This window comes from Streptomyces sp. NPDC057877 (assembly GCF_042796855.1).
In the GTDB taxonomy this organism is placed as follows: Bacteria; Actinomycetota; Actinomycetes; order Streptomycetales; family Streptomycetaceae; genus Streptomyces.
The window spans coordinates 468239-490998 of the sequence record NZ_JBHVMS010000004.1; the positions used below are offsets into that span (position 1 = coordinate 468239).

16 protein-coding genes are annotated in these 22760 nt (G+C 71.3%); 14 read left to right on the top strand and 2 right to left on the bottom strand.

From position 1 onward, the window contains the following. The first annotated feature begins 44 nt into the window (after window positions 1-44). From ACFVQG_RS13665 to ACFVQG_RS13720, 12 genes are all read left to right on the top strand, one after another. Window positions 45-1547: a bifunctional folylpolyglutamate synthase/dihydrofolate synthase gene (locus tag ACFVQG_RS13665; protein ID WP_383380946.1), complete on the top strand. Its 1503-nt coding sequence runs from the start codon at window positions 45-47 to the stop codon at window positions 1545-1547. A 6-nt stretch (window positions 1548-1553) separates the two neighbouring features. Next, window positions 1554-1907, top strand: coding sequence for a DUF4233 domain-containing protein (locus ACFVQG_RS13670; RefSeq protein ID WP_383380949.1), 354 nt, complete (start codon window positions 1554-1556; stop codon window positions 1905-1907). Between the two features lie 92 nt (window positions 1908-1999). Then, window positions 2000-2413 carry a nucleoside-diphosphate kinase gene (gene ndk / locus ACFVQG_RS13675; protein ID WP_383380952.1) on the top strand — a complete coding sequence of 138 codons (414 nt, stop codon included), beginning with the start codon at window positions 2000-2002 and terminating at the stop codon, window positions 2411-2413. Between the two features lie 269 nt (window positions 2414-2682). Next, window positions 2683-3702, top strand: a complete 1020-nt coding sequence (locus ACFVQG_RS13680) for a rod shape-determining protein (protein ID WP_004001297.1) — start codon at window positions 2683-2685, stop codon at window positions 3700-3702. 205 nt (window positions 3703-3907) lie between these two features. Further along, window positions 3908-4897 (top strand): rod shape-determining protein MreC, encoded by a 990-nt coding sequence (gene mreC / locus ACFVQG_RS13685; protein WP_383380954.1) that lies wholly within the window; start codon window positions 3908-3910, stop codon window positions 4895-4897. Between the two features lie 14 nt (window positions 4898-4911). Next, a complete protein-coding gene (mreD, locus tag ACFVQG_RS13690) occupies window positions 4912-5589 on the top strand; it encodes a rod shape-determining protein MreD (protein WP_383380957.1) in 678 nt (225 codons plus the stop codon). 185 nt (window positions 5590-5774) lie between these two features. Then, window positions 5775-8027, top strand: coding sequence for a penicillin-binding protein 2 (gene mrdA, locus ACFVQG_RS13695; protein ID WP_383380960.1), 2253 nt, complete (start codon window positions 5775-5777; stop codon window positions 8025-8027). Continuing rightward, window positions 8024-9223, top strand: a complete 1200-nt coding sequence (rodA, locus tag ACFVQG_RS13700; RefSeq protein ID WP_383380963.1) for a rod shape-determining protein RodA — start codon at window positions 8024-8026, stop codon at window positions 9221-9223. The genes mrdA and rodA overlap by 4 nt, the downstream gene beginning before the upstream one ends. A gap of 92 nt (window positions 9224-9315) precedes the next feature. Further along, the gene (locus tag ACFVQG_RS13705) at window positions 9316-10839 is read left to right on the top strand and encodes a CHAD domain-containing protein (RefSeq protein WP_383380966.1); all 1524 of its coding nucleotides are present in this window, start codon (window positions 9316-9318) and stop codon (window positions 10837-10839) included. 71 nt (window positions 10840-10910) lie between these two features. Further along, entirely contained in the window at window positions 10911-12875 is a 1965-nt protein-coding gene (locus ACFVQG_RS13710) for a TIGR03960 family B12-binding radical SAM protein (protein ID WP_383380969.1), read from the top strand. 442 nt (window positions 12876-13317) lie between these two features. Then, window positions 13318-13728: a hypothetical protein gene (locus ACFVQG_RS13715; RefSeq protein ID WP_383380974.1), complete on the top strand. Its 411-nt coding sequence runs from the start codon at window positions 13318-13320 to the stop codon at window positions 13726-13728. 15 nt (window positions 13729-13743) lie between these two features. Further along, entirely contained in the window at window positions 13744-13875 is a 132-nt protein-coding gene (locus ACFVQG_RS13720; protein WP_383381759.1) for a hypothetical protein, read from the top strand. Between the two features lie 9 nt (window positions 13876-13884). On the opposite strand, the gene ACFVQG_RS13725 is transcribed toward ACFVQG_RS13720, so the two are convergent. Beyond that, window positions 13885-16917, bottom strand: a complete 3033-nt coding sequence (locus tag ACFVQG_RS13725; RefSeq protein WP_383380977.1) for a tetratricopeptide repeat protein — start codon at window positions 16915-16917, stop codon at window positions 13885-13887. Then, on the bottom strand, window positions 16914-17273 hold the full coding sequence (locus ACFVQG_RS13730) for a hypothetical protein (RefSeq protein ID WP_383380980.1): 360 nt from the start codon (window positions 17271-17273) through the stop codon (window positions 16914-16916). The genes ACFVQG_RS13725 and ACFVQG_RS13730 overlap by 4 nt, the downstream gene beginning before the upstream one ends. Before the next feature lie 230 nt (window positions 17274-17503). Here ACFVQG_RS13730 and ACFVQG_RS13735 point away from each other — a divergent pair, with 230 nt between their 5' ends. After that, window positions 17504-18334 carry a TIGR03936 family radical SAM-associated protein gene (locus ACFVQG_RS13735; protein WP_383380983.1) on the top strand — a complete coding sequence of 277 codons (831 nt, stop codon included), beginning with the start codon at window positions 17504-17506 and terminating at the stop codon, window positions 18332-18334. A 262-nt stretch (window positions 18335-18596) separates the two neighbouring features. Next, a complete protein-coding gene (locus ACFVQG_RS13740; RefSeq protein WP_383380985.1) occupies window positions 18597-22667 on the top strand; it encodes an Rne/Rng family ribonuclease in 4071 nt (1356 codons plus the stop codon). Window positions 22668-22760 lie beyond the last annotated feature (93 nt).

The window sequence follows — 22760 nt, forward strand, 5'->3', positions numbered from 1 at the left end:
AAGCCACCCCCACCTCTGTCGGTCCCGCTCCGTAGACTGGCCTCGTGACCGACCAGAACGAGCCCGACCCCCTCGACTCCTTCGAAGAGATCATCGAAGCGGAGACGACCCGCGACCCCGACCTCGCCGTGATCGAGGCCGGCAGCCGCACCCTCCGCACCCAGGGCGGCCCCCCGGAGGCCGACGTGCCCGCCCGCCCGGAGGACCCGGAGATCGACCGCGCCCTGCGCGAGGTCGAGGCCGAGCTGGCCACCCGCTGGGGCGAGACCAAGCTCGAACCGTCGGTCACCCGCATCGCCGCGCTGATGGACGTCCTGGGCGAGCCCCAGCGCTCGTACCCGTCGATCCACATCACCGGCACCAACGGCAAGACGTCCACCGCCCGCATGGTCGAGGCCCTGCTCGGCGCCTTCGAACTGCGCACCGGCCGGTACACGTCCCCGCACGTGCAGTCGATCACCGAGCGGATCAGCCTGGACGGCGCGCCGATCACGGCGGAGCGGTTCATCGAGACGTACCAGGACATCAGGCCGTACGTCGAGATGGTCGACTCCCAGCAGGAGTTCCGGCTGTCGTTCTTCGAGGTGCTGACGGGGATGGCGTACGCCGCCTTCGCGGACGCGCCGGTGGACGTGGCCGTGGTCGAGGTGGGCATGGGGGGCAGCTGGGACGCCACCAACGTCATCGACGGGGACGTCGCCGTGGTGACGCCCATCGACCTCGACCACACCGACCGGCTCGGGTCGACGCCCGGTGAGATCGCCGGGGAGAAGGCGGGCATCGTCAAGCAGGGCGCGACGGTGATCCTGGCCCAGCAGCCGGTGGACGCGGCGCAGGTGCTGCTGAAGCGGGCCGTCGAGGTGGACGCCACCGTGGCGCGCGAGGGCCTGGAGTTCGGGGTCGTGGACCGGCAGGTCGCCGTCGGCGGGCAGCTGCTGACGCTGCGCGGGCTCGGCGGTGAGTACACCGAGGTGTACCTGCCGCTGCACGGCGCGCACCAGGCGCACAACGCGGCCGTCGCGCTGGCCGCCGTGGAGGCGTTCTTCGGCGTGGGCGCGCAGCGCGCCGAGCCGGTGGACATCGACACGGTGCGCAAGGCGTTCGCGGCCGTGGCGTCGCCGGGACGCCTCGAAGTCGTACGACGGTCGCCCACGGTCGTGCTGGACGCCGCGCACAATCCGGCGGGCGCCCGGGCGGCGGCCGAGGCGATCGGGGAGGCGTTCCAGTTCAGCCGTCTGATCGGGGTGGTCGGCGCCAGCGCGGACAAGAACGTACGGGGGCTGCTGGAGGCCTTCGAGCCGGTCTTCGCGGAGATCGTGGTCACGCAGAACTCCAGTCACCGCGCGATGGACGCCGACGAGCTGGCCGCGATCGCGGTCGAGGTGTTCGGCGACGAGCGGGTGCAGGTCGAGCCGCGGCTGCCGGACGCACTGGAGGCGGCGATCACGCTGGCCGAGGAAGAGGGCGAGTTCGCGGGCGGCGGTGTCCTGGTGACCGGTTCCGTCATCACGGTCGGCGAGGCCCGGCTGCTTCTGGGGAGGGGCTGAATTCTCATGCGTACGCTGTGTTCGGGGACGTTGATCGGCGAGTTCTTCATCATCGGCTTCGCCGGTCTGGTGGCGATGAAGGACGACGACCTGTCCATGTCGGTGGTGTGGACGGTGTGCGGCGTCGCGATGCTGCTGAGCGTGCTGCTGTGCGGGCTGGTCACCCGGCCGGGTGGGGTCGCCCTCGGCTGGGTGCTGCAGCTGGGGCTGATCGCGTCCGGCTTCTTCGTTCCGATGATGTTCGTGGTGGGGGTGCTGTTCGCGGGGCTGTGGTGGGCCTCGGTGCACTACGGGCGGAAGGTGGACGAGGCCAAGGCCAGATTCGCCGCCATGGAGACCGAGCAGGCCGACGCCGTATGACGCCCCGTTCTACCTGACGCTGAGTGACAGGTGCCGGAACACGCCCGGTAATCTCGTGCTCCCGCACATCCTTTGATTGCAAGGAGCCCCTCGTGACCCAGCGCACCCTCGTGCTGCTCAAGCCCGACGCCGTCCGGCGCGGCCTGACCGGCGAGATCATCAGCCGTATCGAGCGCAAGGCAGGCTGGCAGATCACGGCGCTGGAGCTGCGCACCCTCGACCAGGACACGCTGGAGTCGCACTACGGCGAGCACAAGGGCAAGCCGTTCTACGAGCCGCTCGTGGAGTTCATGGCCTCCGGCCCCGTCGTCGCCATGATCGTCGAGGGTGAGCGGGTCATCGAGGGGCTGCGGCAGCTCGCCGGTCCGACCGACCCGATCGCCGCCCAGCCCGGCTCCATCCGGGGCGACTACGGCGTGATCGTCCGTGAGAACCTCATCCACGCCTCCGACTCCGAGGAGTCGGCCGAACGCGAGGTGAAGATCTTCTTCCCCGGTCGGGCGTAGCCCGGTAGCGTGACCGGAAGTCCGGGTGCGGGCCCCCTCGTCCCGGACTTCCTGGCATATGCGTGGCGATCGAGGGAACGACTGTCCCCGAACGCTCGTCTCCACAAGCGAACCCGCAGCGCATCTGCTGACAATGGCGAAGACCCTCCCGCAGTGTTCGGGAAGGCGCGTCTACGATGGAAGCCTTCACGTCACAGCACCCACCTCGCCAACCTGAAAAGCCCTCAAAAGCTCGTGGGAAGGCCAGACGAATCCTGATGGGGAACTCAATGTCGTTCATCGGCCGTGACATGGCTGTCGACCTCGGGACCGCCAACACGCTGGTGTACGTCAGGGGTCGCGGGATCGTACTCAACGAGCCGTCCGTCGTCGCGATCAACACCAACACCGGTGGGATTCTCGCGGTCGGCGCCGAAGCGAAGAAGATGATCGGGCGCACGCCCGGCAACATCGTTGCCGTACGTCCGTTGAAGGACGGCGTGATCGCCGACTTCGAGATCACCGAGCGGATGCTCCGCTACTTCATCCTGAAGATCCACAAGCGGAGGTATCTGGCTCGTCCGCGGGTCGTCGTCTGTGTGCCGTCCGGCATCACGGGCGTCGAGCGCCGCGCCGTCATCGAGGCGTCGTCCCAGGCCGGCGCCCGCCAGGTGCACATCATCGAGGAGCCCATGGCCGCGGCCATCGGTTCCGGTCTGCCGGTCCACGAGGCCACCGGCAACATGGTGGTGGACATCGGCGGCGGCACCACGGAGGTCGCGGTCATCTCCCTCGGCGGCATCGTCACCGCCCAGTCCATCCGCGTCGCGGGCGACGAACTGGACAACGCGATCATCCAGCACATCAAGAAGGAGTACTCGCTCCTGCTGGGTGAGCGGACGGCCGAACAGATCAAGATCACGATCGGTTCGGCGTACGACCTCGACTCCGACGAGCACACCGAAATCCGCGGCCGGGACCTCGTCTCCGGGCTGCCCAAGACCGTCGTCATCTCCGCCGCCGAAGTGCGCAAGGCGATCGAGGAACCGGTCAACGCCATCGTCGACGCCGTGAAGACGACCCTCGACAAGTGTCCGCCGGAGCTGTCCGGCGACATCATGGACCGCGGAATCGTTCTGACCGGCGGCGGAGCGCTGCTGCGCGGCCTCGACGAGCGGCTGCGCCGGGAGACCGGCATGCCGATCCACATCGCCGAGGACCCGCTGGACAGCGTGGCGCTCGGCTCCGGCAAGTGCGTCGAGGAGTTCGAGGCGCTCCAGCAGGTGCTGGACGCCCAGCCGCGCAGATGACGCGAGTTGTCGATTCCGCCGTACGAGATGATCCCCTCTCGTACGGCGGATCGTTGATATAGAGGCATAAGCTGCCAGAGATCGTTCTCCACCCGCCGATTCCCGGTACGGAATCGACTCCACAGCGACTCCACAGCGAACTCCATATCGACCCCATACCGACTCCATTTCCGATCTTCGACGAGGAAGGGCACGGCCGCCGCACGTGAGGGACACACGAGAGAGCCGGCTGCTTCTTGTGCTGCTGGTCGCCACCGCGTTCGCGCTGATCACGGTGGACATCCGCGGCGGGGAGGACTCACCGGTCGACGGTGCCCGGCAGGCCGCCGCGACCGTCTTCGGCCCCATCCAGAACGGCGTGTCGTCCGCGGTCGACCCGGTCGGCAACGCCATCTCCGCGATCCGTGACTCCGGCGAGCGGCACGACCGGCTCGCCGAGCTGGAGCGGGAGAACGCCGCCCTCAAGGCGAAGCTCGGCAGCGACGACCGCAACCGCAGCAGACTGAAGCAGCTCGACAAGATGGTGAGGACGGCGGGCGCGGGCCAGTACGGCATCAAGGGCGCCGAGGTCATCGCCATAGGAGCCGCCCAGGGCTTCTCCTGGACCATCACCATCGACGTCGGCGCCGATGACGGCATCCAGCGCGACATGACCGTGCTCAACGGTGACGGGCTGGTCGGCCGGGTCACCACCGTGGGACCGAGCACCGCCACCGTGCTGCTGGCCAGCGACCCGGACTTCACCGTGGGCACCCGGATGGAGGGCAGCGACGAACTCGGCTTCGCCTCCGGGCAGGGCGACCGTCCGCTGCGCGTCGAACTCCTCAACGGCAAGGCCGAGATCAAGAAGGGCGACCGACTGGTCACCTTCGGATCACAGGCCGACCGGCCGTTCGTGCCCGGGGTGCCGGTCGGCGTGGTCTCCCGCGTCGACCCGTCCGGCGGCGACCTGACCCGCACGCTGTACGTGACGCCGTACGTCAGTTTCACCAAGCTCGACATCGTCGGTGTGGTCGTGCAGGCCCCCGCGGAGGACCCGCGCGACACCGTGCTGCCGCCCAAGCCGAAGCCCACTCCGACGCCGACCGTGACGGTGACCGTGACGCCGGGCGCGGAGAACGCCGAGAACGCGGAGGGCGCCGGGGACACGGGCGCGCCCGCCGACGGCGACGCCCAGCAAGACCAAGAGCAGTAAGGGGAGCTGTACTCATGCGCGTCAACCGGATCCTGCTCTCCTCCGCGCTGGTCGTCGTCGCCCTGGTCCTCCAGGTGAGCGTCCTCGCCCGGCTCCATCTGCCGGGGGCCGTACCCGACGTGGTGCTGCTCACCGTGCTGGGCCTGGCCCTGGTCTACGGCCATGTGGGCGGCTCCCTCGTCGGCTTCGGCGCCGGTCTGCTGATCGACCTGGCCCCGCCCGCCGACCACGCCGTGGGCAGGTACGCCCTGGCGCTGTCCGTGGTCGGGTACCTGGCCGGGCTGGCGAAGCCGGAGAACGGGCGGCTGAAGTCGGCGACCGGGCCGATGGCCGTGGTGGTCGTCGCCGCGATCGGCACGACCCTGCTGTACGCGGGCGTCGGCGCCCTCGTGGGTGACACCGCCGCCCGCCATGTGGGCCTCGGCAGCCTGCTGTTCACGGCCGCGCTGTACGACCTGCTGCTCGCGCCCTTCGTCGTCCCCGGGGTGATGGCGCTGGCCCGGCGCGCCGAGAACGACCCGCTGGAGGCCAACTCCGCCTCCAAGTCCTCCGACATCTCCTCCGGCTGGCTGTCCTCCGGCACCGGACTGCGGATCGGCGCCCAGCGCGGTGGGCTCGGCGGGCTGAAGGTGAAGGCGGCGCGGGCGCGAGTGGCCCGCGCCGGGCGCATCAAGGGGGTCAAGCGGCTGTGACCGCGCGGGAGTTCACCCGGACGGGTGAGTGCGGGCGGAACCGACGGCCGCGGGCCGGTCGTTCCTCACTCGTACACACGCACACATCACTCGCACATCGTCCGGTCGTACGCGTCCCTTGGGACCCGCGGCCGACAGGCGTACGCGGTCCTTCGTACACGCACTGAGAGGGGGAGGCAGCCGCAGTGACCAACATCCCCGAGACCGGCCGGACCCCACGGGTCCAGACCCGGCTCGTCATCGTCCAGATCCTCGTCCTCTCCCTGCTGGCCACCCTCGGCGGCCGACTGTGGTACCTCCAGATCCGCGAGGGCTCCGCGTACGCCAAGGAGGCCTCCGGCAACCACGTCCAGCAGGTCGTCCAGCCCGCCGTGCGCGGCTCGATCCTGGACGCCCGCGGTGTGGCCCTCGCCGACAACGAGACCCGGCTGGTGGTCTCCGCCTCCCGCACCGACCTGCTGAAGATGAAGGACGACGGCAAGGCCGTCCTCACCAAGCTCGCGGGCGTCCTCGGCATGCAGCCGAAGGAGGTCATGGAGAAGGTCCGGCTGTGCGACGCCGAGACCCCCCAGCCCTGCTGGAACGGCTCGCCGTACCAGCCCATCCCCATCACCGACGAGGCCACCGCCAAGCAGGCCCTCCAGATCCGCGAGCGCGCCGAGGACTTCCCCGGCATCACCGCCGAACCCCAGGCCGTCCGCCGCTACGCGAGCCCCGGCCAGGCCAACACCGCCCAGGTCCTCGGCTATCTCTCCCCGGTCACCGACGAGGAGATCCAGCAGGCCCAGGACACCGACTCGCCCTACCTGCGCTCCGACATGGTCGGCCGCAACGGCCTGGAGCGGCAGTACGACAAGGAGCTGCGCGGCAAGGCGGGCGTCACCCGCTACGAGGTCGACAACCTCGGCCGGGTCATCGGCCAGGCCGAGTCGGACGAGGCGGAGCCCGGCTCCAACCTCGTCACCAGCATCGACGCCCGCGTCCAGCGGGTCGCGGAGTACGAGCTGAACGAAGCGATGAAGACCGCCCGCAAGGAGTGGGACCGCAACACCAACGAGCGGTACAAGGCGGACGCGGGCGCCGTCGTCGTGATGGAGGCCAAGACCGGCCGGGTCGTCGCCATGGCGTCCAACCCGACCTACGACCCCAACGCCTGGGTGGGCGGCATCTCCGCCAAGGACTACAGGAAGCTCACCGGCAAGGCCTCCAACTACCCGCTGCTGAACCGCGCCATACAGGGTCAGGCCGCCCCCGGCTCCATCTTCAAGGTGGTCTCCACGGCCGCCGCGGTCCAGGCCGGGTACGACTTCGACGGCAACTACGAGTGCTCCAGCTCGTACTCCGTCGGCGGTCAGGTCTTCAAGAACTTCGAGTCCCAGAACCACGGCGCGATCGACCTCGGCCGCGCCCTGGAGGTCTCCTGCGACACCGTCTACTACCGGCTCGCGCACAGCGAGTGGCAGCGGGACGGCGGCATCGACCCCAAGAAGAAGCCCAACGACTGGTTCTACAAGGCCGCCCACCAGTTCGGCCTCGGCAAGGAGACCGGCATCGACCTGCCCAACGAGGTCACCGGCCGCGTCCCGGACCGCGAGTGGAAGCAGAGCTACTGGCAGGCCAACAAGGACGCCTGGTGCAAGACGGGCAAGAAGGACGGCGACTACGTCGAGAAGATCGCCTACGAGAACTGCCTCGAAGGCAACAAGATGCGCGCCGGTGACGAGATCAACTACTCCATCGGCCAGGGCGACACCCTCGTGACCCCGATCCAGATGGCCACCATCTACTCGGCCATCTCCAACGGCGGCACCCTCTACGACCCCACCGTGGGCAAGGCGGTCATCAGCCCCGACGGCAAGCAGGTCACCGAGATCAAGCCCGAGGCGCACGGCAAGCTCCCCGTCAACAAGCAGACGCTCGCCAAGATGGACAACGCCCTCGAAGGCGTCGCCACCCGGGGCACCGCCGCCTGGCGGTTCGGCGGCTGGCCGCAGGACGAGATCCCGATGCACGCCAAGACGGGCACGGCGGAGGTCTACGGCAAGCAGACCACGTCCTGGTTCGCCACCTACACCGACGACTACGCGATCGTGATGACGATCTCCCAGGGCGGCACCGGCTCCGGCGCCTCCGGCCCGGCCGTCCGCAACATCTACGACGCGCTGTACGGCGTCTCCGACGACGGCACCATCACCCAGAAGAACGCCCTGCTGCCCACCCCGCAGAAGAACCTGCCGAAGATCAAGGCGGACGGCTCGATCACCGCCCCGAAGCTCCCCAAGGACCCGGCGAAGGACCAGCAGGCCTACCAGAAGGCCCCCGAGAACCCGACCGAGCCGCAGCAGGTCGTGGCCACGGTCGAGCAGCCCACCACGGGCAACCGGGACACCCGCAGGCGACAGCGGCGCGGGAAGCGTCAGCGAAGGGGAGCGGCATGACCGGCGCCAACAGCTTCCAGGTCTCCGGTTACGGGCCCGAACGCGCGGGCTGGACGCGGCTGTTGGCCCGCGACTCGCTCGCCCGCCGCCTCGACTGGCCGATACTGTTCGCGGCCATCGCCCTGTCCCTGATGGGCTCGATCCTGGTCTACTCGGCGACCCGCAACCGCACCGAACTGAACCAGGGCGACCCGTACTACTTCCTGGTCCGGCACCTGCTGAACACCGGCATCGGGTTCGCCCTGATGATCGGCACGGTCTGGCTAGGCCACCGCACCCTGCGCACGGCCGTGCCGATCCTGTACGGCATCTCGGTCTTCCTGATCCTGCTGGTGCTCACCCCCCTGGGCTCCACCGTCAACGGCGCCCACTCCTGGATCCAGCTCGGCGGCGGCTTCTCGCTCCAGCCCTCGGAGTTCGTGAAGATCACGATCATCCTGGGGATGGCGATGCTGCTCGCGGCCAGGGTCGACGCGGGCGACAAGCCCTACCCCGACCACCGGACCGTGGTGCAGGCCCTCGGGCTGGCCGCCGTGCCCATGCTGATCGTGATGCTGATGCCCGACCTCGGCTCGGTCATGGTCATGGTGATCATCGTGCTGGGGGTGCTGCTCGCCTCCGGCGCCTCCAACCGCTGGGTCTTCGGGCTCCTCGGCAGCGGCGCGGCGGGCGCGATCGCGGTCTGGCAGCTGCACATCCTCGACGACTACCAGATCAACCGCTTCGCGGCCTTCGCCAACCCCGAGCTGGACCCGGCGGGCGTCGGCTACAACACCAACCAGGCCCGCATCGCCATCGGCTCCGGCGGACTGACCGGCTCCGGCCTCTTCCAGGGCTCGCAGACCACCGGCCAGTTCGTGCCCGAGCAGCAGACCGACTTCGTCTTCACCGTCGCCGGTGAGGAACTCGGCTTCGTCGGCGGCGGCCTGATCATCCTGCTGCTGGGCATCGTGCTCTGGCGGGCCTGCCGGATCGCCCGGGAGACGACCGAGCTGTACGGCACGATCGTCGCCGCCGGGATCGTCGCCTGGTTCGCCTTCCAGGCCTTCGAGAACATCGGCATGACCCTCGGCATCATGCCGGTCACCGGCCTTCCGCTGCCGTTCGTCTCCTACGGCGGCTCGTCGATGTTCGCGACCTGGGTGGCGGTGGGGCTGTTGCAGTCGATCAGAGTGCAACGGCCGATGTCGGCGTAGGGGGAGAGGACCTGGGGAGAAGCGGCCGTTGGTCCGTGATTCAGCGGAAGTTGGCCCTGACGTAGTGCCCTGGATGCCACTAGATTCAGGTCATGGCGGAGACGAAACGCGAGATTGAGCGCAAGTACGAATCCGACGACAGCGGACTGCCCGACCTGACCGGCGTCGCCGGGGTCGCGGCCGTCCTCGACAAGGGTGTGGCCGATCTCGACGCCACCTACTACGACACCGCAGACCAGCGCCTCGCCGCGCACTCGCTGACCCTGCGCCGCCGCACCGGCGGCTCCGACGCGGGCTGGCACCTCAAGTTCCCGGTCGGCCCCGGAGTACGCGACGAGGTCCAGGCCCCGCTCTCCGACACCCTGCCCCGCGCCCTCGCCGGGCTCGTGCGCTCCCGGGTGCGCGGCGCCGAGCTGCTGCCCGTGGTCAGACTGCGTTCCGCCCGCGACCTCAGGCACCTCGTCGACGCCGACGGGACACTGCTCGCCGAGGTCAGCGTGGACGCCGTACACGCGGAGCGGCTCAGCGGGGGAGACGGCGCGGCCCAGTGGACCGAGATCGAGGTGGAGCTGGCCGACGGCGGTGACCCGGCGCTGCTCGACAAGCTGGAGAAGCGGCTGCGCAGGGCGGGCGTACGGCCGTCGAAGTCGTCGTCCAAGCTGGCGAGGGCGCTGAAGGAGACGGCACGCAAGGCGCCCAAGGGGTCCGGCAAGAAGGGCGGAGGGAAGAAGGAGCAGCCCGCCCCCCTCACCACCGGTGACCACGTCCTCGCCTATCTGCACGCCCAGCGGGACGCGATCGTCACCCTGGACCCGGCCGTGCGGCGGGACGTGTTCGACTCGGTGCACGCCATGCGGGTCGCCACCCGGCGGATGCGCAGCGCCTTCCGCAGCTACGGCAAGGTCCTCGACCGCACGGTCACCGACCCGGTGGGCGAGGAGCTGAAGTGGCTCGCGGGTGAGCTGGGCGCGGGCCGCGACCAGGAGGTCCTGACCGAACGCCTGACCGGCCTCCTCGGCGAAGTCCCCCGCCCGCTGCTCATCGGCCCGGTCCGCACCCGGCTGCGCACCTGGTCGAACGCGCGGCGCTCCGGCTCCAGACGCCGCATGATCGCCGTACTGGACGGCAGGCGCTATCTCGCCCTCCTCGACACGCTCGACGCGCTGCTCGCGGACCCACCGCTGCTGAAGGCCGCCGGGGCGGCGCCCGAGAAGGCGATCGCCAAGGCCGTGGACAAGGACATGGCAGCCCTGACCGCCCTGGTCGACCGGGCCTTGGACCTGCCGCCCGGCCCGGACCGCGACCTGGCGCTGCACGAGGCCCGCAAGAAGGCCAAGCGCACCCGGTACGCGGCGGAGGCGGCCACCCCGGCCCTGGGCGACCCGGCCGCGACCCTGACCAAGTCCATGAAGCGGCTCCAGGGACTGCTGGGCGAACACCAGGACAGCGTGATGTCCCGCGAGGCCCTGCGCGACCTCGCCGTCCAGGCCCACGCGGCGGGTGAGAGCACCTTCACCTACGGCGTGCTGTACGGCAGGGAGGAGCAGCGGGCGGCACGGGCGGAGGCGGAGCTGCCGGTGATGTGGACGACGATCGGACGGCAGCGGGACGGCTGACCGTCCCGGGGCACTCGCGGGCCGCGTTAGGCTTGATGGTCACCCCTGTCAGCTCACGCGAAAGTCCCACGATGTCTGTCGAGCCAGCTGAGTCGGTGTTCCCGCAGCTTGAAGCCCTGCTCCCGCATGTGCAGAAGCCGATCCAGTACGTCGGTGGAGAACTGAACTCCACCGTCAAGCCCTGGGACGAGTGCGACGTGCGCTGGGCGCTCATGTACCCGGACGCGTACGAGGTCGGGCTGCCCAACCAGGGCGTCATGATTCTTTACGAGGTCCTCAACGAGCGCGCGGGTGTCCTCGCCGAGCGCACCTACAGCGTCTGGCCGGACCTGGAAGCCCTGATGCGCGAGCACCGGGTTCCCCAGTTCACGGTCGACTCGCACCGCCCGGTGAAGGCGTTCGACATGTTCGGCGTGAGCTTCTCCACCGAGCTGGGTTACACCAACCTGCTCACGGCGCTCGACCTGGCGGGCATCCCGCTGGAGGCGAAGGACCGTACCGTCGACGACCCGATCGTGCTGGCGGGCGGCCACGCGGCCTTCAACCCCGAGCCGATCGCGGACTTCATCGACTGCGCGGTGATCGGTGACGGCGAGCAGGCCGTGCTGGAGATCACCGACATCGTCCGCGCCTGGAAGGCGGAGGGCCGCCCCGGCGGCCGCGAGGAGGTCCTCTTCCGCCTCGCCAAGACGGGCGGGGTCTACGTCCCCGGCTTCTACGACGTCGAGTACCTCCCGGACGGCCGTATCGCCCGCGTCGTCCCCAACCGCTCCGGCGTCCCGTGGCGCGTCTCCAAGCACACGGTGATGGACCTGGACGAGTGGCCGTACCCCAAGCAGCCCCTGGTCCCCCTGGCCGAGACGGTCCACGAGCGCATGTCGGTGGAGATCTTCCGCGGCTGCACCCGCGGCTGCCGCTTCTGCCAGGCGGGCATGATCACCCGCCCGGTGCGCGAGCGCTCGATCACCGGCATTGGCGACATGGTCGAGAAGGGCCTGAAGGCAACGGGCTTCGAAGAGGTCGGCCTCCTCTCCCTCTCCTCCGCGGACCACTCGGAGATCGGCGACATCGCCAAGGGCCTGGCGGACCGCTACGAGGAGGACAAGGTCGGCCTGTCCCTGCCCTCCACCCGCGTCGACGCCTTCAACATCGACCTGGCCAACGAACTCACCCGCAACGGCCGCCGCTCCGGCCTCACCTTCGCCCCCGAGGGCGGCTCGGAACGCATCCGCAAGGTCATCAACAAGATGGTCTCCGAGGACGACCTGATCCGGACCGTCGCGACGGCCTACGGCAACGGCTGGCGCCAGGTGAAGCTGTACTTCATGTGCGGCCTGCCCACCGAGACCGACGACGACGTCCTCCAGATCGCCGACATGGCGACCAGGGTCATCGCCAAGGGCCGCGAGGTGTCGAACTCCAACGACATCCGCTGCACGGTCTCGATCGGCGGCTTCGTCCCCAAGCCGCACACCCCCTTCCAGTGGGCCCCGCAGCTCTCCGCCGAGGAGACCGACGCCCGCCTGACCAAGCTCCGCGACAAGATCCGCGGCGACAAGAAGTACGGCCGCTCCATCGGCTTCCGCTACCACGACGGCAAGCCCGGCATCGTCGAGGGCCTCCTCTCCCGCGGCGACCGCCGCATCGGCGCCGTCATCCGCGCGGTCTACGAGGACGGCGGCCGCTTCGACGGCTGGCGCGAGCACTTCTCCTACGACCGCTGGATGGCCTGCGCCGACAAGGCCCTTGCCCCCTTCGGCGTCGACGTCGACTGGTACACCACCCGCGAGCGCTCCTACGAGGAGGTCCTCCCCTGGGACCACCTCGACTCCGGCCTCGACAAGGACTGGCTCTGGGAGGACTGGCAGGACGCCCTCGACGAGACCGAGGTCGAGGACTGCCGCTGGACGCCCTGCTTCGACTGCGGGGTGTGTCCGCAGATGGACACCAGCATCCAGATCGGCCCCACCGGCAAGAAGCTGCTGCCCCTGGCGGTCAAGAACGCCGCACCCGCGCCGAGCGGTCACACGCACTGAGGTGAGCGACGCGTCGCGACGCGCCCTCGACGCCTTGGCGGACATGGCCGGGGAGGACAGAGCGGCCGTGCTCAGGTCGCTCGGCGCTGAGGGCAGGCGGCAGAGGCTCGCCCGGGATACCCCGAGAACGCCTCTGCCGCGCCTTGAGGGCTCTGGAATCCCGTCCGAGAGGAGTTCTCGGCCCCGGGGAGGGCCACAGGACGGCTGTCGCCTGAGTGGCGGCTCTCGGTTCGCGGGGTGGTTCCCGGCTTCCTAGCGTGGCGGTAATCGCTACGGAGGAGGTGACATGCCAGCGAGTGAGCCGCCTGCGGGCGGACCTCGGTGGGGAAGTGAGGGCAGTGCTCCTCCCCCTTCCGGGCAGTGGACATCTCCCCCCGGGCCGCCGCAGAGGAAGCAGCGTGGTCGTGGCTGTCTCTGGGGGTGCCTCGGTGCGCTCGCCGCGGTGATCGTCATCGTCATCGTGGTGCTTGCGATCGCGATGGGGGACAGCGACGAAAGCACCACGCCCGCGCCCACAAGGACCCCCGCCTCTGAGACGGCGCAGGAGCAGACGCAGGAGGCCGGGGGCGAGCGAGCCGATCTCACCCGTTTCGAGCTGGACGACCGCTCGGAAGCCGGGTTCACCAACATCTGGCTCGTCTGGACGATCAAGAACAGCAGCAGTGAGAAGTCCGACTACTCGTGGGAGTGGGAGGCGGTCGACGCCGACGGCACGCGGGTGGCGAACGGTTCGCAACTGGAGACCGACGTGCAACCGGGCCAGACCGCCGAGGGCGAGTTCCCCACGACGCTCAAGACCGTGGAGGGCATCAAGCTCAACATCACCGGCTTCAACCGCACTGCCAGCTACTGAGCAGGTCGCTGAGCTGTGGCAACCCGCTCCGAGACGGCGCGGCGCGGCAGGTTTCGTGAGGGCGTGGCGCCGCAGAGGGACACCAGCGTCCAGATCGGCCCCACCGGCAAGAAGCTGCTGCCCCTGACGGTCAAGAACGCGGGGTAACCCGGCGGGTCAGCCGTCCGTCGGATCGTCGGCTTCCACGCCCTCTGCGGCGAGGAAGTCGAGGGCCTGCTGGCACAGGGCCGCGCCCCCGGGGAGATTGGCCTCCGTGTAGAGGAGTTGGGCGGTGCGGAACTCCTCGGCGGAGTTCGTGAAGCGGTTCTCGGCCTGGTGGACGCCTGCCAGGCCGACGTGGGCGGTGGCCTGGCCGATCAGGGAGCGGACCGTTTCGTAGACGGCCAGGGCCTTGTCGTAGGCGGCGACGCCTTCCGCGTAGCGGCCCTGGGACTGGTGCAGGAAGCCGAGGCTGACGTACGTGTCGGCCTGGCCGCGGCGGTCGCCGATCGCCTCGTAGGTGGTGAGGGCCTTGTCGTAGGCGGCGGCGGCCTCCTCCGGGCGGTCCTGGGCCTCGTGCAGGTCGCCGAGACCGGCGTGGGCGTCGGCCTGGCCGCGGCGGTCGCCCAGGGTCCGGAAGGTGGCCAGGGCCTCGTGGTAGGCCTGGGCGGCCTCGTCGTAGCGGCCCTCGAAGCGGTGGATGTCGGCGAGGTTCTTGGTGGTGTTGGCCTGGCCGAGCAGGGCGCCGTTGCCGCGGTAGATGGTCAGGGCGTCCTGGTAGGCGGTGACCGCCTCGTCGTAGCGGCCCTGCGCGTAGTGGACGTCGCCCAGGCCCTTGGTGGTGTTGGCCTGGCCGAGGGAGTCGCCGATCTCGCGGTAGATCGCCAGCGCCTCCTCATGGGCGGCCCTGGCCTCCTCGAAGCGGCCCTCGACGCGGTGGATGTCGCCGAGGTCGTCGATGACGTTGGCCTGGCCGAGGCGGTCGTCGAGCGCCTGGTAGACGGCGAGGGCCTCCCGGTAGGACTCGGCGGACTCCTTGTAGTTGCCCTGGACGCGGTGGATGTCGCCGATGCCCTTGGTGGCCTCCGCGTGCCGGGCGGAGTCGGGGAACGTGGTGCGCAGCACGGTCTGGAGGAGTTCCCAGGACTCGATGTAGCGGTCGTCGAAGTAGAGGGAACGGGCGAGGTCCGTCAGGAAGTCCGGGCTCTGCGGCCAGACGTCCGCGTCGGCGGCGCGGGCGGCGGCCTGGAGTTCCTGGGCGTGCGTGTCGAGCCAGTGGCGGGCCTGGCGCACCTCGCCGTCGTCGCTCGTCCGGGTGGTGCGCAGGACGTCGCGGGCCTGCTTGAGCCCCTTGTGGAGATGGCCGTAGAGCCGCTGACGGGCGGCGTCGGCCTCCTCCTCGGTGGCGTGCTGGGCGGCGGTCTCACGGGCGTAGCTGAGGCTGAGGTCGTGCAGGCTGTGGCGGCCGTTCTTGCGGATCAGCAACTGTTCGATCTCGGCGAGCCGGACCTCCACCTCGTGCTCGGGGCGTTCGGCCATCGCGGCCAGGGAGTCGGGGCCGAAGTCGGGGCCCGGATGCCAGGCGCAGTGGTGGATCAGATGGCGCAGATCGGCGTCGAGGGAGGCGTACGCCGTGGTGAAGGCGGCGCGCTCGGCGGTGTCGATGCTGGGGAAGGTGGCGTAGCGGTGCTGGCCGGTGAGCGAGTGGAGTACGGCGGTGGGGGAGGCGCCGTGCAGCAGCCGGGTGCCGATGGGGCCCAGCGCCAGCGGGCTGCCGTTGACGCGGTCGGCGATCTCGTCCAGGTGCGCGGTGTCCTGCGGGATGCCCATCTTGTGCCAGACGGTGACACAGTCCGCGGCGGTCAGCGGCGGCAGCTCGAAGCGCTGGTGGGCGTTGACCTCGGGCAGCTCGGAACGGCTGGAGATGATGACCATGCTCGGGGAGCCCGCGGAGGGCAGCAGCGGGGCCAACTGGCGGGCGTCGCGGGCGTTGTCCAGCAGGAGCAGTACCGGGTTCTGCTTCAGGAACAGCCGCCAGGTCTCGGCCCGCGCGGTGAGGTCCGCGGGGACGTCCTCGGGGGCGTGGCCCATGTGGTGCAGCTGCTCGGCGATCACCATGTAGGGGTCGCGGGGCTGCTCGCCGGGGGTCCAGCCGCGCAGGTCGACCTCCAGACAGCCGCCCGGGAAGAGGTGGGTGGTGCGGGCCGCGAGCGCCCTGAGCAGCTCGGTCTTGCCCTGTCCGCCGCGTCCGTGCACCACGCACACCGCCGCGGGCTGTTCCACGGCCGTCCGCTCCAGCGCCGTCAGCTCCGCCGCGCGGCCGGTGAAGTTCCGGGTGACGTCGTAGGCGGTGGACAGCGGGGCGGCGGGGGCGGCGGTGGCCGCGGGAGTGCCCGTGACCGGGGTCGGCGGGGCGTAGGCGCGGTTCACGGCGAGCGGGATGCGGTGGCCGCCGTCGCGGGTGCTCATCCGGGGCAGCGGCACCGGATGCCCCTCGACGGCGCGGTCCCCCAGCCGCTGCCGCAGGACGTCGTACACATCGGCCATGGTCAGGACGGACAGCTCCGTGCCCTTCCGGCCGTCGGACAGCTCCCCGCTCACCCCGTCGCGCAGCAGACGGACCAGCTCGCGGGTGAAGACACTGCCGTCGGGCAGACACAGCGACCGCTCGGTCTCGGCGGCCGACGTCAGCACGCACGCGCCCTCGATCTCGAACACCGGCGCCTTCCGCGCGGGCGGCCCGTCCTGCCCCGCGTCCATGTGCAGGGCGGCGCCGCTGAAGCAGCAGTCCACCACCACGACCCGGTGCCGGGCCCGCGACCCCGCGACGATCGCGCGTATCTCGTCGTACGACACCGAGTGGTGCGGCCGGTCCGGACGCGAGGCCTCCGTGCCCAGCAGCAGGCTCCGGCCGTCCCGCCCGAAGTGCCCGTGCCCGGCGTAGTAGACCAGCAGCAGGTCCTTGGCGTGGTCCGCGGCGTCCTGTACGGCGTCGAGCAACTGCGCCGGAGTGCTGTTCGCCGGTACGGCCACACAGTGCTCCCCGGCGAACAGGCCCACGTCCTGCGCGACCAGCAGCTCCCGCAGCGCCGGTACGTTGTGCCGGACGCCGTCCAGACCGGGCAGGTGCTGGTAGGCGTGCACCCCGCAGAGCACCGCGCGTGAACCGGTCTGCTCCAGCCGCGTGTCCGGGCTCGCGCCCGCGCTCATGACGAGACGCCGGGGCCCCGGCCGTCGCCGTCGAGACGGCGCAGCAGGTCGGCCAGCTCCTCGGGGGACAGGTCGCCGATGTCCACCGTGCTGTCCCCGTGGACGAGCGTGCGCGCGCCGGGGGCGGCCGGGGCGGCGGGCCTGGTGGAGCGCCAAGTGGCGTAGGCGACGGCGAAGTTGGCGATGCTCGTGGCGTTGCCGAGGATCACGTCGAGCGCCTCGAGGACGCTCATGGTGGGGCCGCTTCCGGTGACGGTCTCGACCGGCACCTCGGCCGTGCCGGGATCGCGGCCCAGCCACGCCCACAGATCCGTCAACGCCCGCTCGTCGCCCTCGGCCAGCACTCGGATGCGCATGCCCCCACCGTTCCCACCGACAATGCCAGGGTCGCTCAGAGTAGTCGGAAACGGGCGCTGGGGAATCGCCCTTGTGGGAAAGTGCGCGGATGCGCGCGTGCGGGCCCCGCCGCACCGGCGGGAACCCCGCGGCGCCGCGGCACGTACTCTTGGTAGAAGTACGACCGCTCTCACGAAGGACAAGGACACTGGGCAAGCGACAGCCCGAAGGCCCGCCGCCCGCACCCGCGGTGCAGCGCATCCGACTGCGCTACACCAAGCGCGGCCGCCTCCGGTTCACCAGCCACCGCGACTTCCAGCGCGCTTTCGAGCGTGCGCTGCGCCGCGCCGAGGTGCCCATGGCGTACTCGGCGGGGTTCACCCCGCACCCGAAGGTGTCGTACGCCAATGCCGCACCCACCGGCACGGGCAGTGAGGCGGAGTACCTGGAGATCGCGCTCACCGAGGCGCGCGATCCCGAGCAGCTGCGCGCCCTCCTCGACGAGTCGTTGCCCACCGGGCTCGATGTGATCGAGGCGGTCGAGGCCCGGACCTCGGGGCTGGCCGACCGGCTGACGGCTTCCGTGTGGGAGCTGCGGCTGACCGGAGTCCCGGCCGAGGACGCCCGCCGAGCGGTGGACGCCTTCAACGCGGCCGGATCCGTCGAGGTCCAGCGCCTCACCAAGAACGGCGTCCGTACGTTCGACGCCCGTCCGGCCGTCGTCAGTCTGGAGAGCCGATCCGGGAACCTCGACGTCTCCGACGTCCCCGACGGCTCACACAGCTCGGAAATCACAGAAACGCACAGTTCGCGGGCTGATAGGCCGAGCGACCAGCCCTGTGCGATACTGCGGCTGGTTGTTCGGCACGTGACGCCTGCCGTACGACCCGACGACGTCCTGTCCGGTCTTAGCGCCGTGGCCGACCTGGCGCCGCCGGTCCCCGCAGCGGTGACCAGGCTGGCGCAGGGGCTGTTCGATGAAGAGACCGGCACGGTGACCGACCCGCTCGCGCCCGACCGCGAGGCAGCGGCGGCCCTTTCGACGGCCGCTTCCGCTGCCGCCGCGAAGGCGCCGGTGTAAGGAAGGTCCCAGTAAGGACGGACGTCGAAGCGCCGCCCTCGTATCCGGGAGCCACCTGGGTCGGGCAGCGCACCGACCACAAGACTTTCGCCAGGCCGTACGCAACACGGCATACGGAACCGGCGAGACAGGACACAGAAAGCTCCCGTGCGGCGCCCGCGCCCCGGACGGCGGCACACGCGCAGCGCGCGAGCCGCGGACGTCACCGGCACATCGCCGGACCAGGCGCGGCGCCCGGGAGCCTGACGGGAGAAACGCCCGCATGCTCGAGCCGATCGAACCCACCGAGGGTTCCGAACTGAACACCCCCAGCGACACCCTGCCGCCGCGTCGTCGGCGCCGTGCCGCGTCCCGCCCGGCGGGCCCGCCCGCCGCCTCCTCCGACACCCCGGTGGAGACCGTCGCGCCAGCCATACCGGCCGCCGAGGCCGCCGAGATCGCGGCGGACGGTGCGGAGACCGAGGACGTCGAAGAGACCGAGGCCGCCGCCCCGGTGGAGACCGAGGCCCCCGCGCGTCCGCGCCGCCGGGCGAGCCGTCGGGCGTCCGCGCCCGCCGGTGCTCCGGCGGCGGAGGCCGCCGAGACCGCCGAGACCGTGGTGCCCGCCGTCGCCGCCGCGCCCGAGACCGTCGAGGCGCTCGCCGAGGCGCCTGCCGAGGAGCCCGCGCCCACGCGGACCCGCCGCCGTGCCACCCGTCGGGCGTCCGCGCCCGCCGGGGCGCCGGAGGCCGCTGAGACGGTCGTGTCCGACGTATCCGAACCGAGTGCTGCCGAGGCCGCCGCTGAGCCGGAGCCGGAGGCCGAGCCTGCCGCGCGTCCGCGCCGCCGGACCAGCCGTCGGGCGTCCGCGCCCGCCGGTGCCCCGGCGGCCACCGAGGCCACTGAGACCGCTGAGACCGCTGAGGCCCCGCAGGTCAGCGAGAAGGTTGAGGAGCCTGTGGCGGCCGAGCCTGCCGAGGACGCCGCACCGCGCCGGACACGGCGCCGGGCCACGCGGCGCGTGACCGCTCCGGTGACCGGCGCGGGGGACGAGGAGCCGGTGGCCACCGGCGCCGAGCCCGCGCAGGCCGTAACCGAGCCGTCCGCGGCCGAGGAGCAGGCTCCCGAGGCCGCCGAGGCCTCGGAGACCCCTGAGGCCGCTGAGGCCGAGTCCGCCGCCCCCCGGCGTTCCCGGCGTCGGGTCGCCCGTAAGGCCGCGACCGGCTTCGCCGAGCCCGCACGGCCGCCCGCGCCGCCCGCCGAGGAGGCCGAGGAGGCCCCGCGCCGTCCGGCGCCGCCCGCCGTCGCCGTGTTCCAGCCGCCGGTCTTCACCGAGCCGCAGTTCCAGTTCCAGACGCCGCAGCGGGCCGCCGCCGAAGCCGCCGCCGAGGCGGCGGAGCAGCCCGAGCCCGAGCCCGAGGCCGAGACCGGGGAGTTCGCGGAGGAGCAGGCCGCGCCGCGCCGCCGCCGTCGTCGCCGGGGTGCCGGGGACGAGGGCGAGCCGCAGGCCACCGAGCCCGTCGAGCCCGCCGTCGAGGAGGAGCCGGAGGAGCCCGAGGCGCAGGCCGAGGAGTCCGCCGACGAGGACGACGCCGAGGACACCGGCTCGCGCCGCCGTCGCCGTCGTGGTGGCCGTCGCCGCCGCCGGGGCGAGGCCGGCGAGGGAGCCGACGGCGAGGGCGAGGGCCCCGCCGCCGACCAGGCCGCGCAGGACGCCGAGGACACCGCCGAGCAGGTCGAGGAGGACGAGGAAGAGGCCGAGGAGGACACCGAGGGCCGGGGCGAGGACGCCGGGGGCTCCACCTCCAGCACCCGCCGTCGCCGTCGCCGCCGTCGCCGCGCCGGTGACTCCGCCGGTGAGGCCGAGCCGTCCGCCGACGACCCCGAGCGCACCGTCGTCAAGGTCCGCGAGCCGCGCAAGCAGGCCGAGCCCTCCGACGAGGTGCAGTCCATCAAGGGCTCGACGCGCCTGGAGGCCAAGAAGCAGCGCCGCCGTGAGGGGCGTGAGCAGGGGCGCCGTCGCGTCCCGATCATCACCGAGGCGGAGTTCCTGGCCCGCCGCGAGGCCGTCGAGCGCGTGATGGTCGTCCGCCAGCACGGCGACCGTACGCAGATCGGCGTCCTGGAGGACGGCGTGCTCGTCGAGCACTACGTCAACAAGGAGCAGTCGACGTCGTACGTCGGCAACGTGTACCTCGGCAAGGTGCAGAACGTGCTGCCCTCGATGGAGGCCGCGTTCATCGACATCGGCAAGGGCCGCAACGCCGTGCTGTACGCCGGTGAGGTGAACTTCGAGGCGCTGGGCATGGCCAACGGCCCGCGCCGCATCGAGTCCGCCCTGAAGTCCGGCCAGTCGGTGCTGGTGCAGGTCACCAAGGACCCGATCGGCCACAAGGGCGCCCGCCTGACCAGCCAGGTCTCCCTCCCGGGCCGCTACCTCGTGTACGTGCCCGAGGGGTCGATGACCGGCATCAGCCGCAAGCTGCCCGACACCGAGCGGGCCCGGCTGAAGACCATCCTCAAGAAGATCGTCCCCGAGGACGCGGGCGTCATCGTGCGCACCGCCGCCGAGGGCGCGAGCGAGGACGAGCTGCGCCGCGACGTCGAGCGGCTCCAGGCGCAGTGGGAGGACATCCAGAAGAAGGCCAAGAGCGGCAACGCCCCGAGCCTGCTGTACGGCGAGCCGGACATGACGGTCCGGGTCGTGCGCGACATCTTCAACGAGGACTTCACCAAGGTCATCGTCAGCGGTGACGACGCCTGGTCGACCATCCACGGCTATGTCTCGCACGTGGCCCCGGACCTGGCCGAGCGGCTCAGCCGCTGGACCAGCGAGGTCGACGTCTTCGCCACGTACCGGATCGACGAGCAGCTCGCCAAGGCGCTGGACCGCAAGGTCTGGCTGCCCAGCGGTGGCTCGCTGGTGATCGACCGGACCGAGGCGATGGTCGTCATCGACGTCAACACCGGCAAGTTCACCGGTCAGGGCGGCAACCTCGAGGAGACCGTCACCAGGAACAACCTGGAGGCGGCCGAGGAGATCGTCCGCCAGCTGCGGCTGCGCGACCTCGGCGGCATCATCGTCATCGACTTCATCGACATGGTGCTGGAGTCCAACCGGGACCTGGTCCTGCGGCGCCTCCTGGAGTGCCTGGGCCGGGACCGTACGAAGCACCAGGTGGCCGAGGTGACCTCGCTGGGGCTGGTGCAGATGACCCGTAAGCGGGTCGGACAGGGCCTCCTCGAGTCGTTCTCCGAGACCTGTGTCCACTGCAACGGCCGCGGTGTGATCGTGCACCTGGACCACGTCGCGGGTACCGGCGGTGGCGGCAAGCGCAAGAAGCGGGCGCGGGCCGGTGCGGCCGAGCAGGAGCCCGCGGTCGCCGCGGTGACGGCCGAGGAGGAGGCGGAGGCCGAGTCGCAGGCCGAGGTCGCGGCCGAGGTCGCGGAGCCGGTGGCGCTGGCCGCCCCCGAGTTCGCGCCGGACGAGGAGCTGTACAGCAGCGTCGCCGAGGCGGAGGCCGCGGTCTCGCGCGGTCGTTCGCGGCGCCGGGCGAGCCGACGCGTGTCGGCCCCGGCGGGTGCGCCCAAGGCGGAGACCAGGGCCGAGGAGGTCGTCGTCCAGGCGCCGACCGCCCAGGACGTCACCGTCGCCGAGGAGATCGCGCGTCCGGTCACGCCGGAACCGGCCGCCGACGTCAAGGCCGAGCCGGCCGCCGTCGAGGACCCGGTCTTCGAGGGCCGTACGGTCGAGGAGGCCGCGCCCAAGGGCCGTACCCGGCGTCGGGCGACCCGCAGGGCGTCCGCCCCGGCCGGTTCGCCCGCCGCGGCGGAGGCGGCCGTGGTGACGGTGCCCGAGACGACGTCGTCCGAGGCGCCCGAGCCCTCCGCTCCGGCCGCCGAGGAGCCGTCGGTCGCCCCGGAGGCCGAGGCGGTCACCGAGACCGCGGCGCCCCCGGCCCGTCCGCGCCGCCGTGCCGTGCGCAAGGCCACCGCGCCCACCGCGTCCGAGGAGGCGGCCGTCCTGGTCGTCCCGTCGGAGACGGCGGAGGCACCCGCCGAGGCTCCCGGGGCACCTGCGCGGACCCCCGAGACCCCCGCGGAGACCCCCGAGGTCCCCGCCGAGGGCGAGGAGGCCGCCGCGGCCAAGAAGACGGCCCGCAAGACGGCCAAGAAGGCCACGGCGAAGAAGGCCGCCACCAAGAAGACGGTGGCCAAGAAGACCGCCGCCAAGAAGACGGCGGCGAAGAAGACGACCGCCAAGAAGGCGGCGAAGAAGACCACGGCGAAGAAGACCGCGGCGGCGGAGCAGAGCGGTGTCTCCTCCGTCTCGGCCTCCACCGACGAGGGCTGACGAAGGGCTGACGGACAGGGTGTGCGGCCCGCGTGACAGGCCGCACACCCCTCACCGCCCCCCCGGTTTGACCCCCTCGGCCGTGGCCCCGTA

Excerpts from the sequence above, each read along its gene's own strand:
- ACFVQG_RS13670 (WP_383380949.1), top strand. The coding sequence starts at position 1,554 with ATGCGTACGCTGTGTTCGGGGACGTTGATCGGCGAGTTCTTCATCATC.
- ACFVQG_RS13680 (WP_004001297.1), top strand. The coding sequence starts at position 2,683 with ATGTCGTTCATCGGCCGTGACATGGCTGTCGACCTCGGGACCGCCAAC.
- mreD (WP_383380957.1), top strand. The coding sequence starts at position 4,912 with ATGCGCGTCAACCGGATCCTGCTCTCCTCCGCGCTGGTCGTCGTCGCC.
- rodA (WP_383380963.1), top strand. The coding sequence starts at position 8,024 with ATGACCGGCGCCAACAGCTTCCAGGTCTCCGGTTACGGGCCCGAACGC.
- ACFVQG_RS13705 (WP_383380966.1), top strand. The coding sequence starts at position 9,316 with ATGGCGGAGACGAAACGCGAGATTGAGCGCAAGTACGAATCCGACGAC.
- ACFVQG_RS13710 (WP_383380969.1), top strand. The coding sequence starts at position 10,911 with ATGTCTGTCGAGCCAGCTGAGTCGGTGTTCCCGCAGCTTGAAGCCCTG.
- ACFVQG_RS13725 (WP_383380977.1), bottom strand. The coding sequence starts at position 16,917 with ATGAGCGCGGGCGCGAGCCCGGACACGCGGCTGGAGCAGACCGGTTCA.
- ACFVQG_RS13730 (WP_383380980.1), bottom strand. The coding sequence starts at position 17,273 with ATGCGCATCCGAGTGCTGGCCGAGGGCGACGAGCGGGCGTTGACGGAT.
- ACFVQG_RS13740 (WP_383380985.1), top strand. The coding sequence starts at position 18,597 with ATGCTCGAGCCGATCGAACCCACCGAGGGTTCCGAACTGAACACCCCC.